This window comes from Pseudonocardia sp. CA-107938 (assembly GCF_050936315.1).
Classification (GTDB): Bacteria; Actinomycetota; Actinomycetes; order Mycobacteriales; family Pseudonocardiaceae; genus Pseudonocardia.
In genome coordinates this window covers 83,206-96,442 of the sequence record NZ_JBNJNA010000001.1, presented here as the reverse complement: position 1 = coordinate 96,442, position 13,237 = coordinate 83,206, and the positions used below count along the sequence as shown (strand labels likewise).

The following is a 13,237-nucleotide window of genomic DNA, read 5'->3' as shown; positions in this document are numbered from 1 at the left end:
CCACGCGGACGGGTTGACTTTCGCCGCGCTCCGCACCAGTGGGCACGGTGGGTACCGTGACGGCGGGGTACGGCGAGTCGAAGGAACGTGGATGAGTGCTGCGGGTGCGCGACACCTGACGAGGCGCAGGCTCCTTGCGCTGGTCACCGGGATCGCGCTGGTCGCGGGACCGGCACTGGCCGGCTGCGGGGGTCGCGAGCCGACGCACGGCGGCCCGATCGACGGCCCGAACGGCGCGGATCTGTTCTCCGGCGCGGGCAGCGTCTGGCACCAGCCGGTGCCCGATGGTGCCTCGATCGACCCCCGTTCGGCCGACTACGTGCGCCAGCTGATGGTCAGCAAGGACAAGGACAAGCCGAGGGTGCTGCCCGTCGTCTCGGTGAACGGGTACACCGTCCCCGTCTACGACGCGGACGCGAGCACCCCGCGCTACCGCGTCGAGGCCACGGAGCAGTTCGTCTCCGGCGGGTGGACGCTGCCGGCCGTGCCGATCCCCGCTACTGCAGCGCCCGACAGCCGCGACGACCACCACATGGTGGTCGTGGACCGCTCCGCCGGCTGCGTCTACGAGTTCTGGGGCGCGCAGGTCAAGGGCTCGGTGTGGACGGCGTCGTGGGTCAACGCCACCCCCGTCGACGGCACCGGCGTCTACCCGGACGGGCTCGCCGCCCGCGGCACCGGCATCTCCGCCGCCGCGGGGCTCATCTGGCCGCAGGAGCTCGCCGCCGGCCGCATCGACCACGCCCTCGTGTTCGCCACGCCCTGGACGCGCCGTGACGCCGCCGTGCCGCCCGCCACCACCAGCGACGGCCAGAGCGGCCCCGACATCGCCGCGCTGCCCGCAGGAGCCCGGCTCCGCCTCGACCCGGCGGTCGACGTCGACGCGCTCGGGCTCACCCCGGAGCAGCGCACCATCGCCGTCGCGCTGCAGAGGTACGGGATGATCCTCGGCGACACGTCCGGCAGCGGGCTCACGCTGTACGCCAGCGCGCCGCAGAGCTACTTCACGTTCCCGTACCCGGCGGAGTGGGCGAAGGGCACGTGGGCGTCGATCGACGCGATCCCGTTCGACCGCATGCAGGTGCTGACCCTCCCCACGCCGTCCCGCAAGCCCACCGGCGGGCCGGTGCTCAATCGCTGCACCCAGGACGCCGTGCACGGGCAGAGCCTCGGCACGGGCAGCCGCGACGACGAATAGCCGACCTCACACAGCGCACGGCCACGTCACACATGTTGCGAGGTGTGTGAGGTGGCCACGCGCTGTGTGACGTCGCGCGGGTCAGACGAGCGCGCCCTGTCTGCGTTCCTCGCGCCGGATCCGCGCCGACAGCGAGATCACCACGAGGATCTCCACGATCGTCGCGATGAGCACGATGCGGATGGTCGTGGTGGTGATCTCCAGCTTCGACGTGGGCGGCTTGGTGTCCACCAGCTGCGTCCTGAAGATGGCGTTCATCTTGACCTTGTCGATCGAGGCCTGCGCGTCGCGCACGACGGCGTCGCGGCGGGCGATCGCCTCGTCCGGGCTGTCGGCGACCGCGGTGACGGCCATGACACCGCGCGGCGGGTCGGCCGATACCGTGGTCTCCGGCTGCGGAGCGAGGTGCTGGATCACCGCCGCGTAGGTGGGCAGCACGTCCTGCCGGTTGCGGATGTTCAGCGCGTACCCCGGGAAGTTGCCCGGATCGTTCGAGGGCAGCAGCGTCAGGTCGGTCGTCGCCACGTACGTGGTGCGCGAGAGCGCGGTGAGCAGCGTGCCGGCGACGAGCCCGGCGGCGATCGTCGTGGCGATGGTGGCCACGAGGCCGAACCGGAAGCCGCGCTCCGCCCGCCGGGTGGCGGCGGCCGCGTACGGGCGGTCGAGGCGCCGGTCGGCTGCCGACACGGAGAACAGCAGCCCGGCCAGCGCGCACGCGAGCAGCAGGATGCGCGGGTAGGCGATGTGCAGGAAGGCGCTGGCCACGGACCAGCCGACGAGCCCGGCCAGCACGGCGGCGGCCAGCGCGCGCGTGGGCCGGCCGTCGCGTCCGCCGTCGGGACGGGCGCCGGCCATGCGCGCGACCGCGCGCATGGCCAGCAGCATCGCGCCGCCGACGAGCACGATCCAGCCGGCCATCCCGACGATGCCGGTCTCGGAGAGGATCTCCAGGTACAGGTTGTGGGTGGCGGTGATGTCGCCGATGGAACCGGCGTTCGACAGCGGCGCGTACTGCCCGACCACCGAGCGGAACGTGCTCGGTCCGGTGCCGATGATCGGGTTCAGCTCGAAGACCTTGAGCGCGACCTTGCCGACGTTGCCCCGCTCGAGCAGCGACTGGTCGGCGGCGTAGCTGGGGCCGCTGAACGCCTCGGTGAGGGTGAGCAGCCGGTCGCCGATGCCCGGCAGCACCAGTGCCACGAGCGACAGCGGGAGCAGGAACAGCGCGATGCGGCGCATCTGCGGACCCGCTGCGATGATCCAGACGACGACCACGATGCCGGCCGCGAGCAGGGTGCCGCGGGACTGGGTGAGGTAGATCCCGAGAAGCAGCAGGAACGTGTGGCCGATCCACCACAGCATCGGGATGCGGCGCTTGCCCTTCCACGCGCAGTGCGCCAGTGCCATCGCCAGCGGCAGCCCGATCAGCAGGAAGCGACCCCAGTAGTTCGCGTCAGGGGTGGGGCCGGAGTGCCGAGCCGCGGCAGCGCCCGCGCCGACCGCGGAGGCGATCGTGGAGAACCCGCCGAAGGTGACGTTGTTGCCGACGACCCACTCGTTGAGCGCCATCATCACGCAGATCACCGACATCGGCAGGATCGCGGCGACGGCGAACGCCCACGGCCGGTCCGACATCTGCAGCAGCAGCAGGATGACCGCGAGCATGAGCAGGTTCTTGACCCAGTCGTCCAGCGTGGCGGCGGTGGCGAGGGGGTTCTGCGACTCGATGGCGGCCGGCACGACCGAGACCAGGTAGACGACGACCAGCGCCACCGGGACCCACCAGTTGCGGCGGATCCGGGAGCGGTACTGCGGGCGGGCGAGGGCGGCCACCGCGGCGGCGATCGCCAGGCCCAGGAATCCGACGTAGACGCCGGGCACCTTGAGCTCGAGCACGCCGCTGAGGTTGCAGAACTCGCCGGCGACGAGCAGGGAGAGCGCGATCGTCGGGTTCCACACCGCGTACCCGACGACGGCGACGCCGATCACCGCGCCGATGGCCAGCAGCCCGGCCAGCGGGTTCACCGCCAGCGACAGGAAGACCGCGAGGACGCCGATGCCGACGGCGAGCACGCCGACGTGCAGCGGGGTCAGGCCCAGGGGCAGGCGGTTGCGCCCCCGCAGGGGCAGCGACGCTGCTGCGGTCACCGCGGCGGCTGCTGGGCCCGCGGGTCACCGGCCGGGCGCCGCGGCGGGCCGTACTGGCCACCGCCGTTGCTGCCCGGTCCACCGTTGAGCGGACGCCCCTGCGGCGGGCCGACCGGGCGGCCGTAGCCGCTGCTCTGCACCGCGCGGAACTCGCCGCTGTCGAGGTACTCCGGCTCGTCGTCGGACCGGGAACGGGCCCGGGCGATGATCAGCGCAGCGCCGGAGCCGACCAGCAGACCACCGATGAAGACGACGATCAGCAGCTGGCTGGCGGGCACGCCGGACGAGACGGCCGTGCCCTCCGGCGCCTGGATGACGTTGATGGCGACGAGCGTGCCGCCTGCCGCCTGCGTGGCTTCCTTCTGGCCGTCCTTGATGATCTGGGCGGCGGCCTGCTCGGCGACCTGCGGTGCCGGCGCCTCCACCGAGAGCTTGATCAGCGTGGTGGCCTCCGGCGGCGGGCCGGCCGTGACCTTCAGGTCACCGCCGGCGACACCGAGGGCCTGCGCCGCCGCGTCGGAGAACCTCGGCTGCGAGTAGACCTCGCTGGCGATCTTGCCGGCCTGGCCGCCGTTGAGCGCCTCCCACACCGACAGCTGGTCCCCGGCCTGCGGCGAGGACTGGACCGCCGGGCTGGGGGTGACCGACAGCAGCGCCGACGCCGTGTAGGTGGGCTTGGCGTTGCCGACGACGAACATCGTCGCGAGCAGCGCGACGACGCCGACGATGAGGCCGGCCGCCATGATGGCGATGATCGACCGGCGGGAAAGCCGCTCCTCGTTCACGTCACTCCTCCGGCTTCGCGGTCGCGCGGGACGCCGGCGTGCTGCGGCGTTGGTCGGCGCCGAGTGCCTCGGCGTACAGATCGGCGAGCCGGCCGGCCCACCGCCTGAGGTCGAATCTGTCTTCCGCGAGTCTACGGCCCGCGGCTCCGTACTGGGCTCGCCGTGCGCTGTCAATCAGCAGATCGGTGACTGCTGCGCCGAGCGCTTCGGCGTCCCTGGGCTCCACCAGGATGCCCGTCTGCCCGTGCTCGACGGTCTCCGGGGTGCCGCCGACCGTCGTGGCGACGACTGCTAGGCCCGTGGCCGCCGCCTCGATCAGGGAGGTCGGCAGCGCCTCGGTCAGCGACGGGAGCAGGGCGAGCGTCGATCCGCGCAGGATCGCCGGCACGTCCTCGCGGGCGCCGGCGAACACGATCCCGGTGTCGGGATCGTCACCCACGAGCGCGCGCAGCGCCGGCAGGTGCGGCCCGTCCCCGACGATCAGGAGGGTGGCGTCGGGCACCTGCGCGCGCACCTTCGGCCAGGCGGCGATGGCGTACTCGTGACCCTTCGGCTCGCGCACCGCAGCGACGATCGACACCACCGGTGCGCCGGGCGGCACGTCGATGCCCTCCGGCATCGGCTCGGGCGGGCCGTCGACGGGGTTGAACGAGGTGAGGTCCACCCCGTTGTGCAGGGTCCGCCACGAGCGGTGCGGGCGGTAGAGGGCCGCGGCGGCGTGCCGGGCCGCGTCGGACACGAACACCAGCGCGTGGCCGCGCTCCGCGGACTGGATCTGCAGCCAGTTCTTCACCCGGTCCGACAGCTGCTCCTTGCGCCGCGGCAGGTGGTGCAGCGTGCTGATGCACGGCACGCCCGCGACCCTGGCCGCGATCGGCACCAGCGTGGCGGACGTGCCCAGGTGGGCGTGCACGACCTCGCAGCCGGACTCACGGATGGCGCGCGTCAGCTTCGGCACGCCCCCCGGGTCGAGCAGCTTGTGCACGTCGGCGTACGCCGGGCGCAACCCGGCCGCCTCCAGCACCGGCAGGCTCGCGTTGCGGCCCTGCGAGGCCGGCGCGAGGCTGGTCACGGTCATGTCCAGCCCGGCGGCGGGCGCCACGGAGTTGAGCGTGGCGAGGAGCCGTTCGGCTCCTCCGTAGCTGAACGAGTCGATGATCTGGAGGATCCGCACGGTGGGATTCTGCCGGTCAGGACGTGCGGTGCGTCTCGCGCGTCGGGCTGTCGTCCACGTCGGCACCCTCAGCAGGGGCTTCGGTGAGCGCCGGCGGGTTCGGCACCGGCAGGACGGCCTCCGGCGTGCGCCGGGGGATGAGCTGCTGGACGGTCCAGATGGCGATCTTGACGTCGAGCCACAGCGACCACGACTCGATGTAGAGGTTGTCGTAGTGCGCCCGCTGGTGGATCGACGTGTCGCCGCGCAGCCCGTTCACGGCCGCGTAGCCGGTGAGCCCGACGGGGACGCGGTGCCGGTAGCGGTAGCCGGGGATCGTCTCGTTGAAGCGCTCGACGAAGTACGGCCGCTCCGGCCGGGGCCCGACCAGGCTCATGTCGCCCTTGAGCACGTTGAACAGCTGCGGCAGCTCGTCGAGGCTGGTGGCCCGGATGAACTTGCCGACCGGCCCGAGGCGGGTGTCGGTGTCGATGTTCCAGCGCACGTCGCCCTCGCCGGCCGCGAGCTGCAGCGAGCGGAACTTGTACAGCGTGAACGGCTTGCCGCGCAGGCCGATCCGCTCCTGCTTGAAGATGATGCCGGGGCCGGTCTCGCGACGCACGGCTGCGGCGATGACGGCGAGCGCCGGGCTCACCAGCAGCAGCGCAATCCCCGCGACCACGACGTCGACGACGCGCTTGAGCCGCCACGTCGGGCTGCGGAAGGCCGGGCGGCGCAGCTTGGCGACCGGCACGCCGTCGATCAGCTCGGTGGCGCCGCTGTGCTGGTTGAGCTCGTACATCCGCGGCACGACGTAGACGTCGCACGGAGCGTCGCCGAGGTCGCGGATGGCGTCGACGACGTGGTCGTCGGGGTGGGCGCCGAAGGCGACCAGCACCAGCTCGATGCGGTGCTCCTGCACCAGCTCCGGCAGCGACTCGACCGAGCCCAGCTTGGGGCCCAGGTCGGCCAGCAGCGGGCGGTCGTCGTCGACGTAGCCGACGACCTCCACCCCGTACTCGGGGTTGCAGTCGAGGCTGTGGCCCAGCCGCACGCCGGCGTCGTCGCAGCCGACGACGAGCGCGTGCAGGGCGTCGCGGCCGGCGCGGCGGCGGCTGCGGATCACGGCGAAGGCGCCGAAGCGGGCGGCGACGAGCAGCAGGAAGACGATGGCGCCGACGAGCAGGGCGGCCGAGCGCCCGGCCAGGCCGAGCGCGGGCAGCGCGACCTCGACGAGCAGCGTCGGCACGGCGACGACGAGCGCGATGGCCGGCAGGTCGGCCAGCACGAGCGGGTGGAAGCGCCAGGCCCGCCGGCCGGCGAGCAGCAGACCGACCAGGGTGGCGGCGCCCACGGCGACGGCCGGGACCGGCCCGACGAGCAGCGCGCCGACCGCCGCGCCGGCGACCAGCGCCACCAGCTCGGCGGAGAAGACGATCGCGCCGAACGTGGAGCGCGACGAGTGGTCCCCCGCATGAACGGGGCCGCCGGTCCTCACACCGGACGTACCCCGCGTCCCGGTGGAGTCGAACACCTCGGTCAACCTGTCCTCCTGCGTACCGCGTGGACGTCCCCCCGCCCCGGCCCGAGCCGGGCGAGGGCCACGCATCCATCACGCCTATCGCCACCCTGTCCAAAGACGTTTCACGTCTCGGGATACTCCGAGTGGGCGGCCAAGACTCGATCAGGTGAATGTGTTCCCTCACCCGATGAGACCCGGCTCCTCACCGTGATGGACGTCTACCTCCCATCGAGGTTGCACCAACCTTCCTGAAACGTTCCTGAGGATGCCGAAACCGCTGCGGCATTCGGCCGTACGAGCTGGTCAGCGGCCATCCGGTGACGGTTCGGGCCGGCGGCCGGCCACCTCGTCCGGTTGGGTACGGTCTCCCCCGACGAGTTCCGGGCCCACCGGCACCCGCACGGTCCCGCCGCGCCGGTCGGCGCAGCGGCGGCGGTCACGGGCCGTCCTGGCCCCCGGACGAGCGCGAGAAGGTGGAGCACGTGACGAACCCGACCGACCCGAGCGGGGCAGCGCACACCATGACCACACCGGAGACGTCCGCGGCGGCCGGCCGGGACACCGACGCCGACCTGGTCACGGTCATCATGCCGGCGCGCGACGAGTCCGGGTTCATCGGCGCCGCGCTCGACGGCATCCAGGCCCAGGACTACGCCAACCTGCAGATCGTCGTGGTCGTCGACGGCGCCACGCGCGACGACACGGCCGACATCGTGGCCCGCCGGGCCGCGGCGGACCCGCGGATCGAGCTGCACCACAACCCCGACGGCGGCATCCCGCGCTCGCTCAACATCGCCCTCGCCGCGGCCCGCGGACGCTGGCTGGTCCGCGTCGACGCGCACTCGACCGTCGGCACGGACTACGTGCGGCGCAACGTCGCACGTCTGCGGGAAGGCGCGTGGGGCGGCGTAGGCGGCCGCAAGGACGGTCACGGAGTGACACCAGCCGGCCGGGCGATAGCTGCGGCGCTCGGTAGCCCGTTCGGGGTCGGTGGATCGGTCTACCACCACGGCGAGGCCGAGCAGGAGGTCGACCACATCCCGTTCGGTTCCTACCCCGTCGCGCTCCTGCGCGAGCTCGGTGGCTGGGACGAGAGCCTGGTCGCCAACGAGGACTACGAGTTCGACTACCGGCTGCGGATGGCGGGCCACAAGCTGCTGTTCGACCCGGACATCAAGATCGCCTGGCACTCCCGCCAGACGGTCGGGGACCTCTACAAGCAGTACCGCCGCTACGGCCACGGCAAGGTCGCCGTCGCGCTCAAGCACCCGGCGTCGATGCGGCCCCGGCACGTGCTCGTGCCCGCGTTCCTGGCGTGGCTGGTCGCCGCCGGGCTCGTCGCGCTGCGCCGGCCGAAGCTCGCGGCCGTGATGGTCGCGCCGTACGCGGCCGCGCTGGCCGCGGCGTCGGTGAAGACGGGCCGGGAGCTCGCCACCGCGGAGGAGCGGCGCACCGTCGCGCCCGCGTTCCTCGCCATGCACATCGGTTGGGGGGTCGGGTTCTGGGCCGGGGTCGCATCGGCGATCCGACAGCGCCTGACCCGTTCCGACGATCGGAAGGCTTAATGGACGAGCCCCAGAAGTTGAAGGTCCTGCTGGTCGGCAAGGCCGCCCCGGACCGCGGCGGCATCCCCACCTTCCTGGAGATGCTGCGCACCGGGGAGCTCTCCCGGCTCGCCGACGTCGAGCTGCTCAACGTCGCGCACGCCGGCACCCCGGAGGGCGGCAAGTTCACCGGCGGCAACATCCGGCGCACGCTGGCCGACGCGCGGGCGGTGCGCCGCATGGCCAAGGGCCGCGACGTCGTGCACATCCACTCGGCGCTCGCGCCCACCGTCACCATCATCCGGGCCGCGCTGCTCGCCGCGGCCGGCCGGAGCGCGGGTGCCGCCGTCGTCATGCACGCGCACGGCGGGGAGCTGCGCAGCTGGCTGTCCTCGGACCGGCGGCGGCGGTTCCTGCGGCGGGCCCTGCGCCCGGTGGCCAAGGTCGTGGCCGTCTGGAGCGCGGGCCTGGACATGCTGCAGGAGGTGTTCCCCGGCGAGCGCTCCGTGCTCGTCGACAACGGCATCGAGCTGGAGCGCTGGCACCCGGGGCCGCGCGACCACTCGCCGCCGCGGATCCTCTACGTCGGCCTGCTCACCCCGCGCAAGGGCGTGCTCGACCTCGCGAAGGCGTCGAAGATCCTGCGCGAGCGCGGCGTCCCCCACGAGCTGCGCATGCTCGGCGGCACCCCCGACGAGGGCCCGGCTGCCGAGGCCGAGGTGCGCGACAACCTCCCGGAGTGGGCCGACCTGCTCGGCCGCCGCGAGCCGGAGGACGTGCCCGGTGTCTACTCCGACGCCGACATCTTCTGCCTGCCCTCCTGGTGGGAGGCGCAGCCGCTGTCGATCCTGGAGGCCATGGGCTCGGGGCTGCCCGTCGTCGCCACCGACGTCGGCGACGTCGGACGGCTCGTCGAGGACGGCCGCACCGGGTTCGTGGTGCCCGTCAAGGACCCCGAGCGCCTCGCCGACGCGCTGGAGAAGCTCCTCGCCGACGCCGGCGCCCGCCGCGCGATGGGTGACGCCGGTCGCGAGCGGGCGGAGGAGCACTTCTCCGCGGAGGTAACGGCGCGCAGTCTGGAACGCATCTATCGCGAGGTCACGGCCCGGTCGTGAGCCGCGGCGCCGGCGCGTTCGGGGGACCGTGACGCTTCTCGGGTGACCGTCGCCCCGGCAACGCCGTTACCCTCATGGTGGGGGCGTCGCGCTGAACCGGCTGCGGCGGGCGATGACGACCGAGGGGACCGTGTGACCAGCGCTGCGGCGGCACCTCGACACGCGCCGATGCGGCGCATCGAGGGAGTGCGGTGACCGCCCCCGCCGACACGGAGAAACGGCCGGGCGGGAAGCGCCCGAGGGGCTGGCGGGAACGCGCCCGCATCTCCACGGAGAAGGCCACCTCCCCGCCCGACATGGAGGGGTTGAACTCCACGCTGAAGCGTGGGGCCACCTACTCGGCCATCGCGCTGCTGTTCGGGCAGCTGGTCTCCTTCGTCCAGACGCTCATCCTCGCCCGCCTGTTCGGGCCGGACGACATGGGCATCTACGTCGCCGGTGCGCTGCTGTCCGGCTTCCTCATCAGCGTCTCGGAGGGTGGGCTGCGCGGCGCGCTCATCCAGCGCGAGAACGACGTCCCCAGGGCCGCCAACACGGTCTTCTGGGCCACGGGCGGCACCGGGGTGCTGCTCGCCCTCGTGGCGCTGGGCACCGCGCCGATCGTCGGGATGGTGTCGGGCTTCGCCAACCCGGACTTCGTCTCGACGGTGACGGCCATCGCGGCCGCCAACTCCGGCGTGATGATCATCCACGCCCTGACCAACGTGCCCGACGGCCTCATGCAGCGGCAGTTCAACTTCCGCAGGCGGCTGATCGTCGACCCGGCCCGCATGCTCGTGTTCGCCGTCGTGTCGATCGCGTTCGCCGCGATGCACTACGGGCCGTGGGCCCAGGTGATCGGCAACTACGCGGCGATGCTCACGTGGCTCGTGCTGTCGTGGTGGTTCGCCGGCTGGTGGCCCGGCTTCGCCAAGCCGTCCTACCGGATGTGGCGGGAGATGGCGAAGTTCGCCTTCCCGCTCATGCTCGAAGGGCTCGTCGAGAAGGTCCGCACGGGCATCGAGACCGTCCTGATCGGGCACGGCCTCGACGCGGACGGCGTCGGCAACTACCGCTACGGGCAGCGGCTCTCGCTGATCCCCGGCAACGCGGTCGTCCAGATCGGCTCGTACGTCCTCTTCCCGGCGTTCGCCCGTCTGGCCAGCGACCCCGACCGGTTGCGCAACGCCTTCCTGCGCGGCCTGCAGTGGGCGTGGATCGCGTCGGTCGCCGTCGCCGGGCTCGTCGTCGCGATCGGCGAGCCGGCCGTGGTGGTGCTGCTGGGCGAGAAGTGGCGCGGGGCCGGGCTCGCGTTCGTCGCGCTGGCGGCGTTCGGCCCGGGCATCGCCCTGCAGGCGGCCGGCAGCGAGGCCATCAAGGCCACCGGCCGGTCGCAGCTGCTCAACTGGACCACCGCCACGAGCGTGGTGCTCGGCCTCGGGCTGCTGTTCGTCCTGATGCCGCCGCTGGGGCTGGTCGGTGTGGGGCTCGCGGCGTCCGTCACCGAGCTGGCCGTCGGCGCGGTGATCCTGCTGCTGACCTACAAGGTCATCCCGTACTCCGTGCCGACGATGCTGCGGACGCTGGTGCCGCCGCTCGTCATCGCCGCGATCGCCGGCGCCGTCACCGGCTTCGTCGAGCACGCCGTCCTGCACGCCGACCGGTTCGTCGCCGACGGCGGCGTGGTCGGCCACCTGCTCGCCGTGCTCGCCCTGATCGGCGAGTCGCTCCTCTTCATGGTGATCTTCCTCGCCGGCATGGCGCTGGTGGAGCCCAAGCTGGCCCGCCGTGCCGTCAAGGCCGTCAAGTCCAAGCTGCGTCGCGGCGGCGAGGACGAGGAGGACGAGGAGGACGAGGAGGACGACGGCATCGAGCGGCGCGACCCGATGCTCGACCCGCCGACCATGTTCCTGCCGACGTTCCGCGCCGACGAGACGATGGAGTTCGGGCGCCGGCCGATCCGCGACTGGGGCTCTCCCACCGCCCAGACGATGATCATGCCGATCATCCGGCCCGCGCAGCCGCGGCGCCCGTCCCCCGTGGCGGCCGAGACCACCAAGCTGCCGGCCCGGGTCGCCGAGGCCGACGCCGCGGTCGACCGCGCGGAGGACGCGATCATCTCCGGCGAACGCATCCCGCCCGCGTCGCCGATGGCGCCCGTCGACGGTCCCACCGAGCTGGCCATCCCGGCCCGCCGCCCGGCGTCGGGGCGACCGGCTCCCGGTGGGCGCAGCGGCCCGCCGTCCGTCCCGCCCATGCCGGTGCCCGTGCCGCCCGGTCCCGTGCCGCCCGGTCCCGCCCCGACCCGCGACAGCGCGTCGTCGCTCCCCCCGGGAGGCGTGCCGCTCTACGACGCCCGCGCCGACGCCGGCCTGCGCCGTCCGCCCGGTCCCGGCCCGTCCGGGGCTCCGCCGGCTGGTCCACGCCCCGCCGGCCCGCCCCGGCCCGGCCCGCAGGCAGCGCGTCCCGAGCCCGGTCCGCCGCGGCCCGGCCGTCCCCGTCCCGCCGAGCCGGCTCCCGGCCCGCGCCCGTTCCCGCCCGCTGGACGACCGGCCGGTCCGGTCCCGCCCGGCGACGGTGATCCCGGGCCCCGGCCGGTCCCGCAGGGCCCCCCTGGCCGCCCCTACGGCCCTCCCCGCAACGGTGCTCCGAACGGCGCCCCCAGGAACGGGGCGCAGGGCGGTGGGCCCGTGCCTCCTCCCGGCCGGCACTCCCCGCGGCAGGCCCCGCCCAACGGCGGTCGCGGCCCGCGGCCCCCGACGCCGCCGCGCGGCGTGCCGGGACAGCCGCTCCCGCGCCCGGTGCCGCCCCCGATGCCGCCACAGAGCCCGCCGGCCGGCCAGCCCGTTCCGCGCCGCCACCGCTACCTGGACGACAGCGGCCCGCAGCCCGTCAACGAGGAGCCGCGCCGGCATCGCTACATCGAGGACGACGACGCCCGCCCGGACGACCGCCGCTAAGCAGGCTGCTCAGGCCTTGAACCACTCTTCCCAGCGGTCGAAGGCCCCGGCGAGCGCAGCGCGGAAGATGCGGTCGTCGTCGAACTTGGTGACGAACGTGCGGGCGACGGTGCCGGGGGAGCGACGCTCCACCGACTGCGCGTAGACGGTGTCGTAGCCCGCCTCGATCGCCGCGGACTGGGCCTCGACGGGCCAGTTCCCGGACTGCCCGAACGGGATGGCGAACTCGGTGGTCTCGATGCCGATCCGCTCGCGCAGGGCGATGCGCGACTGCTGGATCTCGTCGACGATCTGCCGCGGGGTGAGCGTGGAGAAGTTGGGGTGGGTGACCGAGTGGCTGGCGATGGTGACGCCGTCGCCGGCCAGCTTCTCGATCTCCGCCCAGTCGAGGAAGTCCTCGTGGCCCTTGCGGCCGTCGGCGAACCCGCTGACGACGAACGCCGTCCACGGGATGTCGAGGTCGCGCAGCAGCGGCGCCACGGTGGTGAGGATCGACCGGAAGCCGTCGTCGAAGGTCAGCGCGAGCCGCATGTCGCCGGCGACGGGCACGGCCTGGTCGACGTCGGCGAGCTCGCGGGCCGGCACGAACCGGTAGCCGGCGTCCTTCGCGGCCGCGAGCTGCGCCTCCATGCGGCGCAGGGAGACGTCGTTGATGCCCATCTTCGGCATGCCGACGGTGTGGTAGCAGAGGATGCGGCTGGTGGGCGTGGTCTTCTTCGTGGTGCGCGCGATCGCCTGGCGTTCCGCGAACGCCCGCACCTGCGAGGCGCGGTCCCACGCCGCCTCGATCCGCCACTGCGCGGACTTGCGCGCCCGCTCCACCAGCCCCACCG

9 protein-coding genes are annotated in these 13,237 nt (G+C 73.4%); 4 read left to right on the top strand and 5 right to left on the bottom strand.

Annotated elements, in window-relative coordinates:
* Positions 1 to 91: 91 nt before the first annotated feature.
* The gene (locus ACQEVB_RS00440; RefSeq protein WP_432963159.1) at positions 92 to 1,198 is read left to right on the top strand and encodes a hypothetical protein; all 1,107 of its coding nucleotides are present in this window, start codon (positions 92 to 94) and stop codon (positions 1,196 to 1,198) included.
* A gap of 81 nt (positions 1,199 to 1,279) precedes the next feature.
* Here ACQEVB_RS00440 and ACQEVB_RS00435 read toward each other — a convergent pair whose 3' ends face one another.
* From ACQEVB_RS00435 to ACQEVB_RS00420, 4 genes are read right to left on the bottom strand one after another with little or no spacing between them, the layout of a single operon-like run.
* Positions 1,280 to 3,346: an O-antigen ligase family protein gene (locus tag ACQEVB_RS00435; RefSeq protein ID WP_432963156.1), complete on the bottom strand. Its 2,067-nt coding sequence runs from the start codon at positions 3,344 to 3,346 to the stop codon at positions 1,280 to 1,282.
* Positions 3,343 to 4,131, bottom strand: a complete 789-nt coding sequence (locus ACQEVB_RS00430) for a hypothetical protein (protein WP_432963153.1) — start codon at positions 4,129 to 4,131, stop codon at positions 3,343 to 3,345. The genes ACQEVB_RS00435 and ACQEVB_RS00430 overlap by 4 nt, the downstream gene beginning before the upstream one ends.
* A gap of 1 nt (position 4,132) precedes the next feature.
* Entirely contained in the window at positions 4,133 to 5,305 is a 1,173-nt protein-coding gene (locus ACQEVB_RS00425; RefSeq protein ID WP_432963150.1) for a glycosyltransferase family 4 protein, read from the bottom strand.
* 16 nt (positions 5,306 to 5,321) lie between these two features.
* Complete coding sequence (locus ACQEVB_RS00420; protein ID WP_432980019.1) at positions 5,322 to 6,818, bottom strand: sugar transferase; 1,497 nt, start codon at positions 6,816 to 6,818, stop codon at positions 5,322 to 5,324.
* Between the two features lie 470 nt (positions 6,819 to 7,288).
* Here ACQEVB_RS00420 and ACQEVB_RS00415 point away from each other — a divergent pair, with 470 nt between their 5' ends.
* From ACQEVB_RS00415 to ACQEVB_RS00405, 3 genes are all read left to right on the top strand, one after another.
* Entirely contained in the window at positions 7,289 to 8,371 is a 1,083-nt protein-coding gene (locus ACQEVB_RS00415; RefSeq protein ID WP_432963147.1) for a glycosyltransferase family 2 protein, read from the top strand.
* Positions 8,371 to 9,465, top strand: coding sequence for a glycosyltransferase family 4 protein (locus tag ACQEVB_RS00410; RefSeq protein ID WP_432963144.1), 1,095 nt, complete (start codon positions 8,371 to 8,373; stop codon positions 9,463 to 9,465). The genes ACQEVB_RS00415 and ACQEVB_RS00410 overlap by 1 nt, the downstream gene beginning before the upstream one ends.
* Before the next feature lie 191 nt (positions 9,466 to 9,656).
* Positions 9,657 to 12,404, top strand: a complete 2,748-nt coding sequence (locus ACQEVB_RS00405; RefSeq protein WP_432963141.1) for an oligosaccharide flippase family protein — start codon at positions 9,657 to 9,659, stop codon at positions 12,402 to 12,404.
* A 9-nt stretch (positions 12,405 to 12,413) separates the two neighbouring features.
* Here the strand turns inward: ACQEVB_RS00405 and ACQEVB_RS00400 are convergent, their stop codons facing one another.
* Positions 12,414 to 13,235: a polysaccharide deacetylase family protein gene (locus ACQEVB_RS00400; protein WP_432963138.1), complete on the bottom strand. Its 822-nt coding sequence runs from the start codon at positions 13,233 to 13,235 to the stop codon at positions 12,414 to 12,416.
* Positions 13,236 to 13,237 lie beyond the last annotated feature (2 nt).

Bases quoted from the DNA above. Each gene is read 5' to 3' on its own strand.
- ACQEVB_RS00440 (WP_432963159.1), top strand. From the start codon at position 92: ATGAGTGCTGCGGGTGCGCGACACCTGACGAGGCGCAGGCTCCTTGCG.
- ACQEVB_RS00410 (WP_432963144.1), top strand. From the start codon at position 8,371: ATGGACGAGCCCCAGAAGTTGAAGGTCCTGCTGGTCGGCAAGGCCGCC.